At 69.6% G+C, this 19,709-nt stretch carries 19 protein-coding genes; 12 read left to right on the forward strand and 7 right to left on the reverse strand.

Translation table 11 applies throughout. The features are described from left to right. Positions 1-32 precede the first annotated feature (32 nt). The 6 genes from ABI214_RS15995 (at position 33) to ABI214_RS16020 (ending at position 4,927) form a co-directional block, all read left to right on the forward strand. A complete protein-coding gene (locus tag ABI214_RS15995) occupies positions 33-815 on the forward strand; it encodes a class II aldolase/adducin family protein (RefSeq protein WP_348603507.1) in 783 nt (260 codons plus the stop codon). 160 nt (positions 816-975) lie between these two features. Further along, positions 976-1,980 carry an NAD(P)/FAD-dependent oxidoreductase gene (locus tag ABI214_RS16000; RefSeq protein WP_348603508.1) on the forward strand — a complete coding sequence of 335 codons (1,005 nt, stop codon included), beginning with the start codon at positions 976-978 and terminating at the stop codon, positions 1,978-1,980. A gap of 3 nt (positions 1,981-1,983) precedes the next feature. Further along, a complete protein-coding gene (locus ABI214_RS16005) occupies positions 1,984-2,304 on the forward strand; it encodes a 4Fe-4S dicluster domain-containing protein (protein WP_225017837.1) in 321 nt (106 codons plus the stop codon). Next, positions 2,304-3,155 carry an alpha/beta fold hydrolase gene (locus ABI214_RS16010; RefSeq protein ID WP_348603509.1) on the forward strand — a complete coding sequence of 284 codons (852 nt, stop codon included), beginning with the start codon at positions 2,304-2,306 and terminating at the stop codon, positions 3,153-3,155. Before ABI214_RS16005 ends, ABI214_RS16010 begins: the two co-directional genes overlap by 1 nt. Before the next feature lie 140 nt (positions 3,156-3,295). Further along, entirely contained in the window at positions 3,296-4,186 is an 891-nt protein-coding gene (locus tag ABI214_RS16015; protein WP_225017833.1) for an IclR family transcriptional regulator, read from the forward strand. A gap of 75 nt (positions 4,187-4,261) precedes the next feature. Beyond that, the gene (locus ABI214_RS16020; protein ID WP_348603510.1) at positions 4,262-4,927 is read left to right on the forward strand and encodes a DUF6891 domain-containing protein; all 666 of its coding nucleotides are present in this window, start codon (positions 4,262-4,264) and stop codon (positions 4,925-4,927) included. 29 nt (positions 4,928-4,956) lie between these two features. On the opposite strand, the gene ABI214_RS16025 is transcribed toward ABI214_RS16020, so the two are convergent. From ABI214_RS16025 to ABI214_RS16055, 7 genes are all read right to left on the reverse strand, one after another. Continuing rightward, entirely contained in the window at positions 4,957-6,462 is a 1,506-nt protein-coding gene (locus ABI214_RS16025; RefSeq protein ID WP_348603511.1) for an AMP-binding protein, read from the reverse strand. Positions 6,463-6,496: 34 nt separating this feature from the next. Further along, the gene (locus tag ABI214_RS16030) at positions 6,497-7,444 is read right to left on the reverse strand and encodes a quinone oxidoreductase family protein (protein ID WP_348603512.1); all 948 of its coding nucleotides are present in this window, start codon (positions 7,442-7,444) and stop codon (positions 6,497-6,499) included. Between the two features lie 63 nt (positions 7,445-7,507). Further along, on the reverse strand, positions 7,508-9,847 hold the full coding sequence (locus tag ABI214_RS16035; RefSeq protein ID WP_348603513.1) for a CaiB/BaiF CoA-transferase family protein: 2,340 nt from the start codon (positions 9,845-9,847) through the stop codon (positions 7,508-7,510). A gap of 126 nt (positions 9,848-9,973) precedes the next feature. Beyond that, positions 9,974-10,954, reverse strand: a complete 981-nt coding sequence (locus tag ABI214_RS16040; RefSeq protein ID WP_348603514.1) for an ABC transporter substrate-binding protein — start codon at positions 10,952-10,954, stop codon at positions 9,974-9,976. A 40-nt stretch (positions 10,955-10,994) separates the two neighbouring features. Then, positions 10,995-11,786: an enoyl-CoA hydratase/isomerase family protein gene (locus ABI214_RS16045; protein WP_348603515.1), complete on the reverse strand. Its 792-nt coding sequence runs from the start codon at positions 11,784-11,786 to the stop codon at positions 10,995-10,997. 338 nt (positions 11,787-12,124) lie between these two features. After that, positions 12,125-13,042: an AurF N-oxygenase family protein gene (locus tag ABI214_RS16050; protein WP_348603516.1), complete on the reverse strand. Its 918-nt coding sequence runs from the start codon at positions 13,040-13,042 to the stop codon at positions 12,125-12,127. 131 nt (positions 13,043-13,173) lie between these two features. Further along, on the reverse strand, positions 13,174-13,908 hold the full coding sequence (locus ABI214_RS16055; protein WP_348603517.1) for an IclR family transcriptional regulator: 735 nt from the start codon (positions 13,906-13,908) through the stop codon (positions 13,174-13,176). 104 nt (positions 13,909-14,012) lie between these two features. Between ABI214_RS16055 and ABI214_RS16060 the strand changes: the two genes are divergently transcribed. The 6 genes from ABI214_RS16060 to ABI214_RS16085 all read left to right on the forward strand — a co-directional run bounded on the left by ABI214_RS16060 (position 14,013) and on the right by ABI214_RS16085 (position 19,668). Continuing rightward, positions 14,013-15,218 (forward strand): amidohydrolase family protein, encoded by a 1,206-nt coding sequence (locus ABI214_RS16060; protein ID WP_348603518.1) that lies wholly within the window; start codon positions 14,013-14,015, stop codon positions 15,216-15,218. A gap of 10 nt (positions 15,219-15,228) precedes the next feature. Then, positions 15,229-16,101: an alpha/beta fold hydrolase gene (locus ABI214_RS16065; RefSeq protein WP_348603519.1), complete on the forward strand. Its 873-nt coding sequence runs from the start codon at positions 15,229-15,231 to the stop codon at positions 16,099-16,101. 48 nt (positions 16,102-16,149) lie between these two features. Continuing rightward, positions 16,150-16,905 carry a class II aldolase/adducin family protein gene (locus ABI214_RS16070; RefSeq protein WP_348603520.1) on the forward strand — a complete coding sequence of 252 codons (756 nt, stop codon included), beginning with the start codon at positions 16,150-16,152 and terminating at the stop codon, positions 16,903-16,905. After that, positions 16,902-17,222, forward strand: a complete 321-nt coding sequence (locus ABI214_RS16075) for a galactose-1-phosphate uridylyltransferase (RefSeq protein ID WP_348603521.1) — start codon at positions 16,902-16,904, stop codon at positions 17,220-17,222. The genes ABI214_RS16070 and ABI214_RS16075 overlap by 4 nt, the downstream gene beginning before the upstream one ends. Next, positions 17,219-18,439, forward strand: coding sequence for an alpha-hydroxy acid oxidase (locus ABI214_RS16080; protein ID WP_348603522.1), 1,221 nt, complete (start codon positions 17,219-17,221; stop codon positions 18,437-18,439). Before ABI214_RS16075 ends, ABI214_RS16080 begins: the two co-directional genes overlap by 4 nt. Positions 18,440-18,519: 80 nt before the next feature. Further along, on the forward strand, positions 18,520-19,668 hold the full coding sequence (locus ABI214_RS16085) for a steroid 3-ketoacyl-CoA thiolase (protein ID WP_348603523.1): 1,149 nt from the start codon (positions 18,520-18,522) through the stop codon (positions 19,666-19,668). The last annotated feature ends 41 nt before the right edge of the window (positions 19,669-19,709 follow it).

A 19,709-nucleotide genomic window follows, 5' to 3' on the forward strand; every position in this document is an offset into this window, starting at 1 on the left:
ACCCCTCCACCCGTCGAACCAGAAGGGACGCAATGACTCACGCACCCACCATCGCCGAGTTGGCCGGGATCCCCGGACGACCCGAGTCCGACGACGTCGAGAGCGAACGCCGGCGCCGGAAGGTCGCGGTGATCGGCGGCTACCGGATCCTCTCGCGCTTCGGTCTCGACGAGGGCATCTCGGGGCACATCACGGCCCGGGACCCGGAGCGTCCCGACACGTTCTGGACGGCGCCGTTCGGCCGGCACTTCTCGCAGGTCGGACCGGACGAGCTGCTGCACGTCGACTCCGACGGCACCATCCTGTCGGGCGACGGGCCACTCAACCGGGCCGCCTTCGTCATCCACTCCAAGGTGCACGAGGCGCGACCGGACGTCGTCGGCGCCGTGCACGCACACGGGCTGCAGGGCAAGGCGTTCTCGTCGCTGCACCGTCTGCTGAGCCCGATCACGCAGGACGCGTGCGCCTTCTACGAGGACCACTCGATCTACGACGAGTACCACGGTGTCGCGCTCGACGAGGAGGAGGGACTGCGCATCGCGGCCGCGCTGGGACCCAACAAGGCGGTCGTACTCACCAACCACGGTCACCTGACGGTCGGGACCTCGGTCGAGAGCGCCGTGTGGTGGTACGTGTCGATGGAGCGGTCGATGCAGGCCGAGCTGGCCGCGCGTGCCGCCGGGGAGCCCGTTGCGCTGCAGCACGACATCGCCGCGCAGACGTACGAGGCCGTCGGTACCGAGAAGGTGGGCTGGTTCGCCTACTCGACCATCATCCAGAAGATCGCCGCGGAGGAGCCGCACATCTTCGGCTGACTCCTCTGCGCGCCGTGACGGCGGGCCAACCGGCAGACCTCCCCTTCGCCGGTGGGCCCGCCTTTCGGCGTGTGCGCACCCTGCGTGCGGGACCGAACACAGTCTGCTGACCGGACCGGTTTCATATGTCAAGGGCACCAACGTCATTAGCGTTGCCGACATGAACGCTTCGTCCAACGTCTCGACCGAGCTCGAGGTCGACATCCTGATCATCGGCGCCGGCCCGGCGGGCCTCTACGGCGCGTACTACGCCGGTTTCCGGGGCCTGCGGGTGGCCGTGCTGGACGCGCTGTCCGAGCCCGGCGGCCAGGTGAGCGCGATGTATCCGGAGAAGGCCATCCTCGACATCGCCGGATTCCCCTCCGTGAAGGGGCGCGATCTGATCGACGGACTGCTCGAGCAGGCAGCGCCGTACGACCCGCAGTACCTGCTCGGGGAGCAGGCGCAGACCCTCACACACCTCGCGGACGGTCGTGCCGTCGTCGGAACGAGCAAGGGGCGCAAGGTCACCGCCGGTGCGGTGATCGTCACCGGCGGTATCGGCACCTTCACACCCCGCCCGCTCGCCGAGGGCCTCGACTTCCTCGATCGCGGGCTGAGCTACTTCGTCCCGGATCTGTCGGCGCACGCCGACAAGGACGTCGTGATCGTCGGCGGCGGCGACAGCGCCTTCGACTGGGCGGTTCACCTCGAGCCGATCGCGTCGTCGGTCACCCTGGTGCACCGCCGCGACAAGTTCCGTGCGCACGCGGCGACGGTCACGAAGGTCCGGGAGAGCGGTGTGCGGATGATCGTCAACGCGGACGTGTCCGCGGTCCGCGGCAACGGCTGGATCTCCGAGGTGGACGTCGCACACAAGCTCGAGAAGAGCACCAGCACCTTGCCTGCGCAATCCGTCATCGCTGCACTCGGCTTCACCGCCGATCTGGGTCCGCTGACGGAGTGGGGCCTCGAGATCGACTCGCGCCACATCGTCGTGAACACCCGCATGGAGACCGCGGTTCCCCGCGTGTACGCGGCCGGCGACATCACCGACTACCCCGGCAAGGTCCGGCTCATCGCGGTCGGCTTCGGAGAGGCGGCGACCGCGGTCAACAACGCGGCCGCGGTGATCGACCCCGACGCCGAGATCTTCCCCGGACATTCCACCGAACAGGAGGGCTGAACAATGGCATTCGTCATCGGCGAGGCATGCATCGACTACACGGACCGGTCCTGCATGGAGGAGTGCCCGGTCGACTGCATCTACGAGGGGGAGCGCAAGCTCTACATCAATCCGAACGAGTGCATCGACTGCGGCGCATGCGAACTCGCTTGCCCGGTAGAGGCCATCACCGTCGACCGCAAGGCCGACCCCGAGTACAAGGAGGACGCCAAGCGGTTCTTCCTGGAGATCCTGCCGACCCGGGCCGAGCCCGTCGGCAATCCGGGTGGCGCGGCCAAGATCGACGTGATCGGCGTCGACACCCCGATGGTGGCGGCGTACTGATGGGCGTGCGGTTCGGTTACGCGGACACGTCGTTCGGTCAGCTGCACTACGCCGACCAGGGGCGGGGGCCGGTGATCCTGCTGCTGCACCAGACCCCGCGCTCGTGGGACGAGTTCCGCGAGCTGATTCCGTTGCTGGCGAGCAACTTCCGGGTCGTCGCGATGGACATGGTGGGGTTCGGTGCGAGCGCGTCGCTTCCCGCCCCGCAGACCATCGAGGTGTTCGCGCAGGGGGCCTGGGAGCTGCTCGACGCCCTGGGCGTCGACCGGGCCACCGTGCTGGGGCACCACACCGGTGCGGCCGTGGCGCTCGAGATGGCGGCGGCGGACGATGGACGACTCGACGCCGTCGTGCTGTCGTCGTGCCCGTGGGCGGATGCCGAGTACCGTGCCGGTCACACGGGAGCGGGCGGGGTGGACTGCGCCGAGCGTGTCCCGGACGGCGCCCACCTGCGGACGCTGTGGGATCTGCGTCGCCCGTACTACCCGGAACCGGTCACGGACCTGCTGGACCGGTTCCTCCACGACGCGCTCGCCTTCGGCGTCGACCCGGCCGAGGGGCATCGGGCGTGCGGCCGGTACCGGATGGAGGACCGGGTCGGGGACGTTGCCGTGCCCGTGCTGCTGATCGGTGCGGGAGCGGACCCGTTCTCGATGCCCGCGCTGCCGAAGCTGCGCACGCACCTGACGGCTGCACCGTCGGTGACCGAGGTCGTCATCGAGGACGGCACAGTGGCCCTCGTCGAACGGCACGCGGGCCGGGTCGCAACCGCGGTGTGCGAGTTCCTGGCGAATGTGAACACCGGCGCCGGCGCGGTGACGGCGGACACGCTGGTTACGCGGCATTTGTAAACCCTGTGAAACCGGTCCGCTGGGCGGAACGTGTGACGTGCGTCTCGGGACTTTGGTCCCTAGCGTCACTGACACCGAAAGGGTTACACCGCTCGGACCTCCGAGTCGGAGAGAGCCCCGCAGAGTGCCAGGAGGCCGCAGTGACGACAGCGATGCAGCGATCGGTCGATCTCGGTTCGGTGGTGCCGATCCAGTCGGCTCGGGGGCAGGGCGGCGAGATGTCGTCGGTGCTGGGGAAGGCCCGCTCGATCCTCGACGCCTTCGACAACGACCACAGCGATCTCTCGCTCACCGAGCTGACGCGCCGCAGCCGGGTCGCCAAGGCCACGGTGCACCGTCTCGCGGGGGAACTGGTCGAGTGGGGCCTGCTCGAGCGGGCCGGCACGAAGTACCGCCTGGGGCTGCGCCTGTTCGAGCTGGGACAGTTGGTGCCCCGGCAGCGGATCCTGCGTGACGCGGCACTGCCGTACATGGAGGACCTGCTGCTGGCGACGCAGGAGACCGTGCACTTCGCGGTGCGGGACGGCATCGACGTCCTCTACATCGAGAAGATCATCGGCCACCGCGGGCTCAACCAGCAGTCCCGCGTCGCCGGCCGGCTGCCGCTGTACTGCACTGCCACCGGGAAGATGATCCTGGCGTTCTCCCCGCAGTCGGTGTTCGACGAGGTGGTCGAGCAGGGCTTCACCGCGCTCACGTCGCGGACGACGATGTCGGTGTCGGTCCTGCGCCAGCAGCTCGAGCGGATGCGCAAGGAACAGCTGGCGGTCGAGGTCGAGGAGACGCGACTGGGCTACATGAGCGTCGCGGTTCCGGTCTTCAGCGGACCCACCACGATCGCCGGCGCCCTGTCGGTCACGGGCCCCACCGTTCGTCTCAACGTCAGCCGGGTCACCGGCGCGCTGCGCACCGCGGGGATGGGGATCAGCCGCGCCCTGCACGCGATGAAGTGCACGCACGCCCCCGCCGACCTCGCACGGGGGATGGCCTGCAGCCCCACGATGTGCTCGTTCAACGGCTGCGGCAAGTGAGTGTCGGGAGCGCTGGGTAATCTCGTGGATCCCGGGTGATCCGCCCGGTTCCACGAGTCGTCTGGAGGTGGCGCCGTGAGCGCGTTGTCCGACCCGAATGCGTTCCCGCCCTATGCCGTTCTTCCCGAACTGCCCCTCGCCGAGGACGATCGAGCCGAGCTCGGCCGGCAGATCTGGGATCAGCTGATCACAGGCCGGGACGACGTCGACGACTTCATCGACTTCTACGGCGAGGACTACGAGCTCACCGAGGAACAGCTCGAGGCCGCGTTCGCTGCGCTCCGCACGGCCCGGCTGCGGCAGCAGGCGGAGATCGGGGCGTACACGTCCCGCACGACCGCCGCGTTCGAGGAACTGAACGCCAACGGTGTCGTCGCCCGCATGGACTTCTCGTGCTGCGGCACCTGCGCGTCCGGTGAGATCTGGGACGAGCGCGACGACAGCCGCCACTGGAAGGGGTACGTGTACTTCCACCAGCAGGACACCGACCGTCTCGTCGAGGACGGGAAGACCCACATCGGTTACGGCGCGTTTCCGCCCGAGAAGTTCGACGAGGCCGCCTACGACGCGCTCAGTGAGGACGCGAGGGAGGCCCTCTACGCGGCCGACGTGACGCTCCTGCTCGACGGCGAGGTGTTTCCCGTCCTCCGGCGGCACGGCATCGAGCCGGTGTGGGACCGGAACCTCGGCACGCGGGTGCTGCTCGAGAACGCCGATTGGTACGCCCCGATCGAGGCGTAGCGCGTCCGTTCGTCGCGGTCGGGCGGACGTCAGCGGCCGGGCGCGGTTCCGACGGCATCGGCATCCCACGTGTGTGCCCCGACGCCACGTTCCCGTAGCTCCGCCTTGCGCACCTTGCCCGTCTCGGTGAGAGGCAGGGCATCGACGACGTCGATGTACCGGGGCAGCGCGAAGTAGGCGAGGTGAGGTTCGGCGAACCGGCGCAGTTCGGCGGGATCGACGTGGTGCCCGGGCCGGACGACGACGGCGGCCATCACTTCGTCCTCGGCCAGAGCCGACGGCACCGGGAACACCGCCACCTGCGCGACACCGGGATGCTGCGCGAGTACGTCCTCGACCTCGGCCGACGAGATGTTCTCGCCGCGGCGCCGAATGACGTCCTTGATGCGGTCGACGAACCGGAACCAGCCGTCGTGTTCGCGGATCACCCGATCACCGGTGGCGAGCCACGCGCCCGGGGCATGGGGAGCGTCGCCGAGGTAGCCGAGCGCGAAGGCGCCGTCGAGCCCGGTGCGCACCAGCAACTCGCCCGGGGTGCCGTCCGGGACCGGGTGGCCGGCCGGGTCGACGACGAGTGCGGCGTAGCCCGGCATGATCGTGCCGAGGTAGCCCGCGCGTCGGTCACCGGGCAGGGTGCCGAGCACGAGGTTGGTCTCGGTGGTGCCGAAGCCGTCGATCAGCTCGATGCCGAACCGGTCCCGGAACGGCCGCCACAGCCGCTCGGGTGTCGCAGGGGAGAGCGCACGCGTCGCCCGGTGCGCCCGATCGGCCGTCGTCGGCGGCCGGCCGGCCAGCATGGCGACCATCGCGCCGAGCAGATACACGACGGTCGCGTCCACGTCGGCCACGCGCCGCCAGTATTCGTGCACCGAGAAGTGTTGTCCCAGCACGAAGGTGCCACCCGCCACCACGGCCTGGAAGAAGGCGTTGATGGCATTGGTGTGGAACAGCGGCAGGCCGTTGTAGAGGACGTCGTCGGCGTCCAGATCGAGCGATGCCCCCACACCCCGCCCCCACCACAGGAACTGGGCGTGGGGACACAGCACTCCCTTCGGCAGCCCGGTGGTGCCGGAGGTGAACAGCACGGCAGCCGGGTCGAGCGCCGAGATGACCGCCTCGGGCGGCACCGGTGCTGAATCCGGCTGCGGCGCAGAGCCGGAGCCGACGATCCACCGCTCGCCGCGGAAGCCCGCCCCCTCGACCCGGGCGACGTACTCCGGTTCGACGAGCAGCCGGCGCGCGCCCGACGCCGCGAGGACGTGGCTCAGCGCGTCGCCGCGGAAGGCGGTGTTGAGCGGCACCGCGACGGCGCCCAGCCACGCGCAACCGAGGATCAGGTCGATCAGCTCGATGCGGTTCGTGGTCATCGCGGCGACCGGATCGCCGCGCCGGACCCCGCGGCGCGCGAGCGACGCGGCCATCGCGGCTGCGCGGTCCGCCAGTTCGCGGTAGGTCACCCGCACGTCCCCGACGCGCAGTGCGGTGTGATCGCCGCGGCGATCGGCGCGGTCGAGGAGCAGTGCCGGGATCGTCATCGATTCCGGCAGTGGCAGTGCTCCGGTTACATGGTCACGGAACGACGACGGCACGGCCGGCGACCTTGCCCTCACGCATCAGGTGCAGCGCGTCGGCGATGTCGTCGAGCGGGAACTGCTGGACCGCGAGGCGGATATCGCCGGCCACGAGGCGGGCGATCATGTCGGGGGCGAGTTCGGCCTGGCGCGCCGTCTTGCGAATCATGTTGACCGGCAGAATCGCAACGTCGCTGAGCAGCCAGTTCGGCAGGTCGATCGTGAGCTGCGTGCCGAGGGTGTAGCCGATCAGCGCGGCGCGCCCGCCCGGCACGACGCGGGCGAGCAGGTGCGGCAGCGCGTCCCCGCCCAGGGTGTCGATCAGGACCTCGGCGACCGGATCGGGCCCGAGTGCCTCGGCCACCTCCTCGCCGCGCCCGACGATCGGCCGGACACCCTCCGGCAGCAGCGCGACCTGGTCCTCGCGAGGCACCACCCCGATCACCTCGGAGGCCCCGGCCAGCAGCGCGAACTGCGCGGCCATCGCCCCCACCGCGCCCGACGCTCCCGACACGACGACCCGCTCGCCCACCCGGACGTCGGCGACGTCGTGGACGGCCACGTATCCGGTGGTGCTGGGCAGCAGGAAGGTTGCCGCGATCGCCGGATCGAGACCCGAATCGAACGGGGTGAACGCCTTGTCCGCGGCCACCACGTACTCGGCCCAGCAGCCGTTCTTGAACAACCCGATCCCGCCGCCGCGCACCAGGACCCGGGTTCCGGGCGCGAAGGCGTCGGATTCGACGACGGTGCCCGCGCCGTCCGTGCCGCCGATGTGCGGCAGCGACGGACGGACGTCGAACGTGCCGCTCGCGACCGTCATGTCGAGGTGGCCGAGGGCGGCCGCGTCGATCCGGACCAGGGTCTGGCCGGACTCCCGGGTGGGGGCGTCAACCTCGTCGATCACGGGGGCCTGTCCGAAACTGTGGAGCCGAGCGGCGCGCATGTGTTCTCCTTCTGGATCTTTCGAAAACTGGGTCGGCCCGTGGGCCGTGGAATCAGGCCGGGGTCAGGTCAGGACGCCGTCGGCGCGCAGCCGGGCGATGGTCTCGGGCGGGTACCCGGCGACGTCGCGCAGCACGGCATCGGTATCGGCGCCGAGCAGTGGGGCCGCGCGGCGGATCGACACCGGGGCACCCACGCGAACCGGTGCTCCCTCGTGCAGGAAGCGGCCGGCCTTCGGGTGGTCACCGGGAACGTAGTAGCCGCGTGCCCGCAGGTGCGGATCGCTCTCGACCAGGTCGCGACCGTTCTGGACGGCACCGGCGGGGACACCGGCGGACTGGAGGCGGTCGGCGACGGTCTCGGCGGGCAGGGACGCCGTCCACGACGCGATCGCGTCGGCGATCTCGGCCTCGTGCTCGCGGCGTCCCGGTGCGGTGCGGAACCTGCTGTCGTCGGACCATTCCGGACGTCCGAGCGCCTCGCACAGATGCTGCCAGTCGGTGGCGTCGCGGACCGCGATCGTGCACCAGCGGTCGACGCCGAGGCACCGGAAGACCCCGTGTGGCGACATCGTGGGATGGGCGTTGCCGATCGGTGTCGGGAACCTTCCGGTGCCGGTGGCCTGTACGACGCTGGTGGCCATGTGCGACGCCATCGCCTCGAGTTGGGACAGGTCGACGTGCTGGCCGCGGCCGGTGCGGTCGCGGTGCTCGAGCGCGGCGAGGACGGCGGTCGCGGCCTGCAGTCCCGCCACGATGTCGCCGTGGCCGTAGATCACGCCCACCACCTCGTCGGCGCTCCAACCGGTCAGCGCCGTCAACCCGGTTGCCGCGGAGACGATGTCGGCGTACGACACCCAGCCGCTGCGCGGCCCGGTGTGGCCCATGCCGGACATCGAGACGTACACGATGTCGGGGCGCAGTTCACGTAGCCGCTCGTACCCGAAGCCCATCTTCTCCATGACCGACGAACTGAAGTTCTCCACGACGACGTCGCTCTGCGCGATCAGGTCCGCGAGAACCTCGAGACCGGCGGGGGAGCGGGTGTCGAGGGTGATGCTGCGCTTGTTCCGGTTGACGTCGTTGAAGTAGCCGCTGGTGTCGGGGTCGTCGTGCGGGCCGCGGGACAGGTGCATGAACGGCGCGAACCGTGTCGGGTCCGGCCGGCCCAGCGACTCGACCTTGACGACGTCCGCGCCGTGGTCGGCGAGGATGCGGGTGCAGTACGGCCCGGCGAGCACCCAAGTGAGGTCCAGGACCCGGATGCCGTCGAGCGGCAGCCTCGTCGAATCGCTCTCGGGCACGGCGTGATTCCGCTCTCCGTCTGCGTCGAGAAGTGACTGGTGTTCACCGAGGCCGGCCACCGGGAGGTCGCGGACGCGGGTGCCCTCCGGGAAGGCGAAGCCGAATCCCAGGTCGCGCGTCACGCCCGCGTCGGACACGACGTCGACGAAGAAGTCGCGGTCGTTCAGTTGCGGGTTGACGAGCAGCTCGTCCGGGCGGTCGACGGCCGACCACGGCAGTTTGCGGGTCTGCGCCGCGACCGCGAACTCCTCCTTGGTCCACTTGTCGAGGAAACGCTGCACCACCTCGAAGATGTGGTCCTGATGCCGCTTTCGTTCCACCGGATCGCCCCAGCGGGGATCGGCGAGGTCGTCGGCCGCGCCCTCCTCGACGAGCCAGGCGAGGAGCGCGTCCCACATGCGGGGGCTGCCGCCCAGTCCGCCACCCAGGAAGCCGTCGGCCGCGCGGAACAGACCGTGCGGCACCAACGGGTGCACGCGCCCGGGTCGCGGCGGCACCCGGTCCTCGTGCAGGTAGGCGAGCGTGCCGGCCTCGAGACTCGCGGCGACGCACTCCTGGGCGGAGACGTCGACGACCGGCACCGGGCCGAGTCGGCGCGCGCGTAGCCCGAGGAGCGCGCCGATCGCGGCGTTGACGCCGGCCAACTGCTCGGCCTGCCCCTCGGGGAGCAGGAGAGGAGGGCCGCCCGGATCGCCGACCTGGGCCAGCATGCCGCCGACGGCGGCGACGGTGAGATCGGTTGCCGCCCAACCGCTGCGCGGTCCGTCGACACCGAACGGGGTCACCCGCACGTGCACGGTCGAGTCGCGCTGCACCGAAACCTGTTCCGCCCCCGGGGCGCTGCCGTCGAGGAAGATGTCCGACGCCGCGACCAGCCGTGCAAGGTCACGACGTCCGGCGTCCGACCCGACATCGAGGACGACGGACTTCTTGCCGGCGTGCCAGTGGCCGTACGCGTGCCCGCCGAACTCGCGCCGGCTGGGATCGCCGTCGGCCGGTTCGACGAGGACGACGTCGTAGCCGAGGCCGACGAGGATACGTCCGGCGAAGCGGGTGAAGGGGCTCGACAGTTCGACCACCCGGATTGCGGATTCGACCACGGCTGCTCCGATCGGTGACGCGGATTCTTCGGTGAGTGCGCCGACACTATGGCGACGTCGGGTCCCGGGAAACGATTCCGTTCTGCTGACCGAACCGGGCGCGGTCCGGCCGGCAGAACGGCGCGATCAATCGCCCTTCGCGTGCTCGGTCACCCAGCCGTGCAGCATCACCGTGTCGGTGTCGACGGATCCGGCGATCTTGCCCTGGTCGCGGAAGAACGTGACCAGGTCGTCGGCGCGGGCCGTGTCGTCGGCGGTGAAGTCGCGTCCGACGAAGTCGATCTGGGTCACCGTGCGCTTCGCCTCCGCCGGATCCATCTGGATCGCCGATGCGATCGCGGTGGCCGCGCGATCGGGGTCCGAGTCCACGATCGCGGCCGCGTCGGCGACCACCGCGAAGACCCGGGCCGCCAGCTCCTCGTTCGCGGCCAGCCACGACTCCGAGGTGAGCAGCCACTGCGAGTAGCGGGCGCCGAAGTCGCCGCTGGTACCGACGACGCGTCCACCGGTCGCCACGGCCTGCGCGACCCACGGGTCGAACGAGATGAAGCCGTCGATGTCGCCGCGAGCGAGCAGCGCGGGCTGCTCCGGCGGGCTGGTGCTCACCAGCTTCACCGCGGCCGGGTCGAGGCCGAGGCTGCGCAGGTACGCGTCGGTGAAGTACAGACCGATGCCGGGGAACACGCCCATCGTCCTTATCGACTGCGGCGTGACGCCCGGGCGGAGCACCACCTGGAAGTAGCGGTCGGACTCCTCGTAGACGCCGAGCGCGCGCAGGCTCGGGTTGGCGGCCATCACCGTCAGGGCGGTCGAGTCGGCGTTGCCGGACATCTCGGAGGTGCCGGCCACGACGTTCTGGGCACTCGCGGCGCCGCCCTCGGTCTGGATGATCTGCACGTTCAGGCCTGCCGCCTCGAACAGGCCCTCCTTCTCGGCGACGAAGAACGGTGCGTACGACGGGTCGACGCCGACCGAGATGCGGACCAATCCGTCGGGGGCGGACGCGGCCGACTCGGATGCGGGCCGGGAACAGGCGGTGGCGGCGACGGTGACCGCGGCGAGTGCCGCGACGGCGGCCAGTGCGCGGCGCCGGAATCTGGAGGTCATGGGTTTCCTTCGTGGGGAGGGGAATCGGTGCGTGCTGTGCTCAGTGGCCGGTGAACGTCGGCGGCCGCTTGTCGAGGAAGGCCTGCAGCCCCTCGGCGGTGTCGCGGGTGCGGATCAGTTCGAGGACGGCGGCGAACTCGACATCGAGTGCCTCGTCGAGTGGAAGCGTGCGGCCCACTTCGACGATTCGCTTGAGCATGCCGATGGTGCGCGTCGGCTTCGCGGCCAACTCGGTCGCGAGTTCATCGATGCGGGAATCGAATCGGTCATCGGGAACCACCTCGTCGACCAGGCCGATGCGCAGGGCTTCGGCAGCCGACAACCGGCCTCCCTGGATCATCAGCAGCTTCGCGCGATGGGCTCCGAGGAGTCGGGGGAGTCGTTGACTGCCGCCGGCGCCGGGAAAGAGCCCGAGCCCCATCTCGGGGAAACCGATGGTCGCCGACTCCGTCATCACTCGGACGTCGCACGCGAGCGAGAGTTCCGCGCCGCCGCCCAGAGCATGGCCGTTCAAAGCTGCGACAACGGGTTTCGGCGCCGACTCCAGCAGCTTCTGCACGTCGATCCACGGCCGCATCGCGCGCTGCGTCGCCTCGGTGAGCTCACGCATGACCCCGATGTCGGCACCCGCGACGAAGAATCGACCGGTTCCACGCACGACGATGCAGCGGACGTCGGGGTCGGTGGACAGCGGTGGAAGGACGGTGAGCAGTTCGGCGATCAGCGCGGGATCGAACGCGTTGGCGGGCGGCCGGTCGATCGTGAGCGTCGCGACGCCGTTCGCGAGGGTCACATCGACGCACTCGGTGGTGGGTGGGCTGTCGATCGTCATGGCGGCTCCAGGTCTCGGTGAATCGGGTCCGGTGAACCCGTGGAGAGGAGCCGAGTATCGACGGGAGTTGGTGCGGTGGGCACGACCGTCGGTCCGGTGGGCGAACCGGAATGTCCTTGTTCACGAACGGTTGCGAGCCGTGGCGGTATAGCGGGCGGGGCTCAGGCCCGGTCGGCACCGAGCAGTCCCTGCGGGCTCGACCGGCTTCGGCATCAGCGGGTCGGGCGGCAGCCCGGTGAATCCGCCGGCATAGCACGGCTGTCGGATCCCGGGAAGCGCGAAATTCGCGGTGCGCGAGACCTGCTCGCACACCGCGCACTCGCGCCGTGCCCCCGCCGTCAGAGCAGGTGGACCCTCTTGTAGAGCACCTTCGACGGCCCGCCGACGAGGCCGACGCCGTCGAGGAAGCTCATCAGCTTCGAGCCCGATGTGCGGATCCTGTCGTGGTGGTGCTTGTTGGTGCGCGCGACCTCGAGCGCGCGTTCCTTGTCGAGACCGGCGTTGGTGTAGACGTCGGGGTGGACCATGCTCTTCATGACGAAGTAGACGGTGGCGGCGGTGCTGACGCGCTCGAACGCGCGGCGCGCACGGGATGCACCCTTCAAGCGGCGAGCGACCTCTTCGCGGGCGAAGCGGATGTGCCGCGCCTCCTCGAGCACGTGGATCTTGCTGACCGTGCGCGTGATCGGCTGGACGCGCTCGTCCTTCATGAAGTCGCGCTGCATCATGTCGAGGATCTCCTCGGCCGCCATCACGCTGGCGTACGCGTTGGCGCCGCGGAAGAAGCCGCCCCACAGTCGACCGGCCTTGTGGATGAACGGGATCGGGCCGTAGTCGGGCATCCCGAGCCGCTCGCCGGCGCGGGCGAACATCACCGAGTGGCGGCACTCGTCGGCCACCTCGGTGAGCGCGAACTGCACGTGGCGGGAATGCTTGTCGCGGCCGTAGACGTCGCGCAGCAGCATCTGCATGAGCAGGATCTCGAACCACAGGCCCACGCTCGACACGCTGGCGGCCTCGTGCTTGGTGAGTTCGATCTTCTGCTCGTCGGTCATCTCGTCCCACAGCGGCGTGCCGTACAGCGTGCTCCACTCGGGGGTGAGGCCGAACTTGTCGCTGGGCAGCGGTGCCTCCCAGTCGACCTCGACCATCGGGTCGTAGGACTTGCGCGCCGAGGAGGCGAGCAGTCGCTGCGCGGTCTCCTCCCGGTCGGACACCGGCGGAGCTGTGCGAGTCGACGGAGTCGCAGTGGTCATTGACTTCCCCTCGTACGGTCACGGCCCCGGTCGCGGCGAGCCATTTGTATGTGACTGCTGGTAACTGTTAGCTGAACCATACAATGGCCATTGTCACGATGGCAACGGGGAAGTTCCTGCGTGCGGGTCCGTCAGTGCTGGCGACCTCCTCGCAGTTCGGCGGCGGCGTCCCGTGCGAGCGCCCCGACCTCGGTGTAGCGGTTGGGGGTGAGGCGGGTGTCCGGGCCGCTCACGACGACGGCGCCGATGGGGGTCCCGGTCGAGTCCAGGACGGCGGCGGCGATGCTCGTCGACCCCGGTCTGACGGCGCCCTCGCACAGTGACCAACCGCGAGTGACGATCTCGGCGTACTCGGTGTCGCTGAGCAGCGCCTCGGGGTGTGCGGCGAGGGCCGTCCGCGCCTCCGGCGAGAGTCGCGAGCAGATCGCCCGTCCGGCCGCGCTGGCCTCCGGTGGGTGAATCTGACCGATCTGGAGGGTGGTGCGCACGATCTGCTTCCCCTCCGCGACGTCCACGACGACGATCGCCGACTCGTCGACGAGCGCCAGGTGTGCGGTCTCGCTCGTGGCGTCGCGCAGTGATCCGAGGAGTGGCCGCGCGCGGGTGGGCAGTGTCGACGACGCGAGGGCGAGGCCCGCGACGGTGAGGGGTTTCGTGGACACCTCCCATCGCGGCGGCGAATCCGGAAGGGGGCGAATCCAGCCCGCGTCGTGCAGCGTCGCGAGGGTCCGCTGGAGTGCGCTCTTGTCCTCGTCGAGCACGCGCGAGAGTTCGGTCAGTCCGATCGGCTGGTGCGCGGCGATCGCCTCGATGACGCGAAGACCGCGCGCGAGGGTGCCCAAAGTCTTGACTGAGATGTGGACCACTCCTAATGTGTATCTGCAAGTGATACCTACTATCGCATAGTGATACATCACGTGGCAAGGCCCCTACGAGGTCGGCCTCATGTGATTCTCCGAAGGAGTGCGCCGTGACGGCTGTCAATCAGGAACTCGATCCCGAACTCTTCAACCCCGAGCCCGAACCGGCCGAGGTGAAGTACACGGTCATCTCCGTCGACGACCACGTGGTCGAGCCGGCGCATCTGTTCGAAACGTGGATGCCCGCCTCGCTCAAGGACCGGGGCCCGCGGATCCTGGAGGGCGAGGACGGTTCCCAGGTCTGGGAGTTCGACGGCAACATCTACTCCCAGGTGGGCATGAACGCGGTCGCGGGACGACGGAAGGAGTCCGTGAAGTACGAGCCGTTCCGCTTCGACCAGATGCGTCCCGGATGCTACGACATCCATGCCCGCGTCAAGGACATGGACCTCGGCGGCATCTGGGCGATGCTCAACTTCCCGTCCCAGATCACCGGCTTCTGCGGTCGCGTCTTCGCGCACGCCTCCGACAAGGAGGTCGGCATCGCGGCGGTGCGGGCGTGGAACGACTGGCTCTACAACGAGTGGTACCTCGAGTACCCGACGCGCGTGATCCCCGGTGGCATAACGTATCTCACCGATCCGGTCGAGGCGGTCAAGGAGATCAAGCGCAACGCCGAGCGCGGGTTCACGTCTGTCACCTTTCCGGAGCGTCCGCACGCGATCGGCCTGCCGTCGCTGTGGGATCGCGACCACTGGGATCCGATCATCCAGGCATGCGTCGACACCGACACCGTCATCTCGCTGCACGTCGGCAGCTCCGGCATGTACCAGTACCCGCAGGGGGCGCCGGGACTTCAGCTGGGCGCCACCATGTTCGGTCAGCTCTCGCTCGGCGCGTGCAGCGAGTGGCTGTGGTCGGGCTACCCCGTGCGGCACCCGACGCTGAAGATCGCGATGAGCGAGGGTGGCATCGGCTGGGTGCCGATGCTGATCGACCGCCTCGACAACATCATCGACCGGTCCGGCTACGGCCTGGGCTGGGCGGAGCGTCCGGCGGACGTCCTGCGACGGAACTTCTGGTTCTGCACGCTCGACGATCCGTCGACCATCGCACTGCGCGACGTCATCGGGGTCGAGAACATCATGCTCGAGACCGACTATCCGCACGGTGACGGCACGTGGCCGCACACCCAGAGCGTCGTCGAGGAGTACTGGGGCGGATTCCCGGCGAAGGATCTGCGAATGATGTGCAGCGAGAACGCCGCCAAGCTCTACCGCCACCCGCTGCCCGAGATCGTTCTTCCCCGAGGCTGAGGGGGATCGCTTGCTCACCGACGTGGGTGGAGTGGAGATCGCCACTCGGGTGGTGGGTTCCGGCCCACCGCTGTTGCTGCTGCACGGGTACCCGCAGACCCGGCGTGTCTGGGAGCGGGTCGCCGACGACCTCGCCGACCGCTTCACCGTCGTCACCACCGATCTCCGTGGCTACGGCGACAGCAGCAAGCCGGTGAGCGACGACGCCCACGCGACGTACTCCAAGCGGGCGATGGCCGGCGACCAGGTAGAAGTCATGCACAGGTTGGGCTTCGACAGATTTGCGGTCGCCGGCCACGATCGGGGTGCACGGGTCGTGCACCGCATGTGCCTGGATCATCCCGAGAAGGTGGTACAGGCAGCGTTGCTGGACATCCTGCCGACGTCGGAGGTCTACGCGACCACCGATCGCCAGCTGGCGACGATGTACTTCCACTGGTTCTTCCTGATCCGGCCGCACCGGCTCGCCGAGCAGCTCATCGACGGCAATCCGGACGCGTGGATGGACAACGTGCTCGGCCTGGCCGGCGGGGCGGACACCTCGATGTCGGAGGAGGACGTCGAGCACTACAAGAGCTACTTCCGCGACCCGGCGGTGGTTCACGCGACTTGCGAGGACTACCGGGCCGGCGCGTCCGTCGACCTCGAGCACGACGCGCTCGACGCCGGTCGTCGGATCGCCTGCCCGGTACTCGCCCTGTGGGGCGATCGGGGCCCGCTCACCCGGCGCGAGCACCCGCTGAACGTATGGAAGCGATTTGCGCACAACGTGACCGGACGGTCGATCCCGGGAGGGCACTTCTTCGTCGATGACTCTCCCGACGACGTCGTGCGTGCAATCGCAGAGTTCCTCGAACCGTGGCGGTGCGGCGAACTCGACTGAGCGTCAACCGAGGCCGGCGTGCCTCGCAACATGAGAGGAGATACTCCGTTGGAATTCACACCCACCGCAGATCGTCTGATCCCGGAACTCGATGCGCGGGAAGAGATGGTTATGCTCGGCCGCACCCTCTGGAACGAGGGGTACCGCGACCACCTGGCCGGCCACATCACCTACAACCTCGGTGACGGCACCCTGCTGTGCAACCCGTGGCTGCTGACGTGGGAGGAGGTCTGCCCGGACGATCTGCTGCGAATCGATCTGCAGGGCAACCTGATCGAGGGCAACTGGCCGGTACCGCTCGGTATCCCGCTGCACCTCGCGCTGCACAATGCTCGGCCCGAGGTGGTGTGGGCGCTGCACAACCACTCCGAGTACGGCACCGTGTGGGGTGACATCAAGGAGGTGCCGCCCGCGTACGACCAGAGTTCGAGCCTGGGTGGCGGCGATGTGGTGCTCGTCGACGAGTACGACGGCGCGGTCAACAGCATGGAGGCCGCCGAGAAGGCGGTTCGCGCCATCGGCGATGCCGATCGCGCCCTGCTCGGTGGGCACGGCGTCTTCGTCATCGCCGACACTGCCAAGGCGGTGTTCCTCCGGGCGGTGGCCCTCGAACAGCGCTGCAAGAACGCGTGGATGGTGCGTGTCGCGGGCGGGCCGGACAAGACGTCGCTCCCGGACTGGTGGCTCGATCGGCAGTTGAAGAACGACGGCAACGGATTCCACGGCTTCTGGGAGGCGGCGGTGCGCAAGGAGCTCCGCGCCGATCCGGTGCTGGCCGACAAGATCCTGTCGCGGCCGCGATGACCGTGCAGCCGACCCCCGTCGAGGCGGGACCGGATCCGGCTGAGGTCCGTCCCGCCTCGGCGGAGCGTGCCGCCGACATCTTCACGTGCCGCGAGGTCATCCGCATCATCTCCGGGATCGAACGGCGCCCACCCGGTGAACGGCTCGACGAGTACTACTGGGCCGAACTGCTCTGCGGGTGCACCGAATCCGAGGTACTGGACGCGACGTGGGACCACTACCGCCTGCACGCCAGACCGATCTGGCCGGCGGACATCCTCGCGTGGGTGGCGGCGCGCCGATCGGAAGATGGATCCCGTGTGGCGGTGTCGCAGTGAAGGCGTTCGGATTCGACTGGCGCTGGAGGGCTTCGGACGAGTTGATCAGCGTCGAGGACTACCGCCGCGCGGCGCGGCGCCACGTACCGCGCATGGTGTGGGCGTACGTCGAGGGCGGCGCCGACGACCTCCGGACCGTCGCGGGCAACCGGTCGGCGTTCGACGACTGGTGGCTCGTGCCGAGCGTCCTCGCCGGACACGACACCCACGATCTCGCCACCGAGGTTGCGGGGCTGCCCGTGTCGATGCCGGTTCTCACCGCCCCTACGGGTTTCAACGGGCTCACCCGCTGGAGCGGCGACCTCGATGCGATCCGGGCGGCCGAGCGGGTGGGGACGCGGTGCGTTGTGAGCACGGCGTCGACGTGGTCGGTGGAGGAGATCGCGGACGCGGCCGGTGCGCAGCACGCGTTCCAGCTGTACCCCGGTTCGGGCGGTGTGGCCGCGGCCCTCATGCGCCGGGCCTGGGACGCCGGCTTCCGGTCCCTGTTCGTGACTGTGGACGTCCCGACCGTCGGCAACCGTGAGGGCGAGAAGCGTGCGGGCATGGGCGTGCCGCCTGTGCTGACGCCGCGACGGCTGCTGGACGTCTCCCGGCACCCGCGGTGGGCGTACGACGTCGTGCGTCATCGTCGGATCGGCGGTCGCAACCTCGCGTCCGGGGATGGCGTGACCGCGGCCCTCGCGTCGATCGAGGTCCAGGAGCGCCATCTCGTCCAGTCCCGGTTGAACTGGGATGACCTGGCCTGGATGCGGGACAACTGGAAGGGCCGGCTCCACCTCAAGGGGGTGCTGCGCGCCGAGGACGCGGTCCGGGCCGTGGATCTCGGCCTCGACGGCGTCGTGGTGTCGAATCACGGCGGCCGCCAGTTGGACAGCTGCATTCCGTCGGTCTCCGCGCTGCCGGCCGTCGCGGAGGCCGTCGCCGGGCGGGCCGAGGTCCTGCTCGACGGCGGGATCCGGCGCGGCACCGACGTGATCAAGGCGCTGGCACTCGGGGCGGACGCGGTACTGATCGGCCGGCCGTGTCTTTACGGGATGGCGGTGGCGGGTGATCGCGGCGTCGAGCACGTGCTGACGATCCTGCGGGCGGAGATCGAGCGCGGGCTCACCCTCCTCGGGGTACGCGACATCAGGGATCTCGATCGCACACACGTGCGCCCGGCCGCACTCGGCGATCAGAACGGGATTTCCATGCCGGTGATTACCACCCAGTGAGACTGGCGACACAGCGGCGCTGACTTCTTCTGTATCAAGAATCGGATTCCAGACGTTGGTACTGCTCGAGGAGGACTGCTATGGGTAACCCGGTGATTGTCGACGTCGCGAGGTCGCCGATCGGTCGTCGTGGCGGCTGGCTATCCGGCCTCCACGCCGCGGAACTGCTGGGTGCCGTCCAGTCGGGGCTGCTCGAGCGGCTAAATCTCGACCCGACGCTGGTCGAGCAGGTGATCGGTGGCTGCGTCACCCAGGCGGGGGAGCAGGCGTCGAACGTCAGCCGCAACGCGTGGCTACACGCGGGCCTGCCGGAGCGGACGGGTGTGACGACCATCGACGCCCAGTGCGGTTCGGGGCAGCAGTCGGTGCATCTGATCGCGGCCCAGATCGCCGCCGGTGTCATCGACGCCGGCATGGCGTGCGGCGTCGAGGCGATGTCCCGAGTTCCCCTGCTGTCCAACATCAGCGGCGACTTCGGCAGCCCCAAGCCCGCGGACTGGACCGTGGACATCCCGGCCCAGTTCGAGGGCGCCGACCGCATCGCGCGCCGCCGCGGGCTCACCCGCGAGGACCTCGACGCGTTCGGCCTCCGCTCGCAGCAGCGCGCGGCGCAGGCGTGGGCCGACAGCCGGTTCGACCGCGCGATCATCCCGGTGAAGGCCCCCAGCGCCGACGGCGCGGCCCCCACCGAGGTGACCCGCGACCAGGGCCTGCGGGAGACGTCGATGGAGGCACTCGCGCGCCTGAACCCCGTCCTCGACGGCGGCCTGCACACCGCCGGCACGTCGTCGCAGATCTCCGACGGCGCGGCCGCGGCCGTGCTGATGGACGAGGCGCGGGCCCGCGATCTCGGCCTGCGCCCGCGGGGCCGGCTCGTCGCGCAGTGCCTGATCGGCGCGGAGACGCACTTCCTGCTCGACGGACCGGTGCAGGCCACCGACTACCTGCTCGAGCGCACCGGACTGACGGTCGGAGACATCGACATCTTCGAGGTCAACGAGGCCTTCGCGGCGGTGCCGATGTCGATGGCCCGCGTGCACGGCATCGACGAGGACCGGCTCAACGTCAACGGCGGTGCGATCGCGCTCGGCCACCCGGTGGGCTCGTCGGGTGTCCGGTTGATCGGCGCGGTGATCGACGAACTCGAGCGCCGCGACGGCGAACGCGCCCTCGTCGCGGTGTGCGCGGGCGGCGCGATGGCATCGGGAGCGATCGTGGAGCGGCTCTGACGCCCGCGCCCGTCGGTCGCGTCCGATCCTCACGAAAGGCG

Source organism: Prescottella soli, assembly GCF_040024445.1.
Lineage (GTDB): Bacteria > Actinomycetota > Actinomycetes > Mycobacteriales > Mycobacteriaceae > Prescottella > Prescottella soli.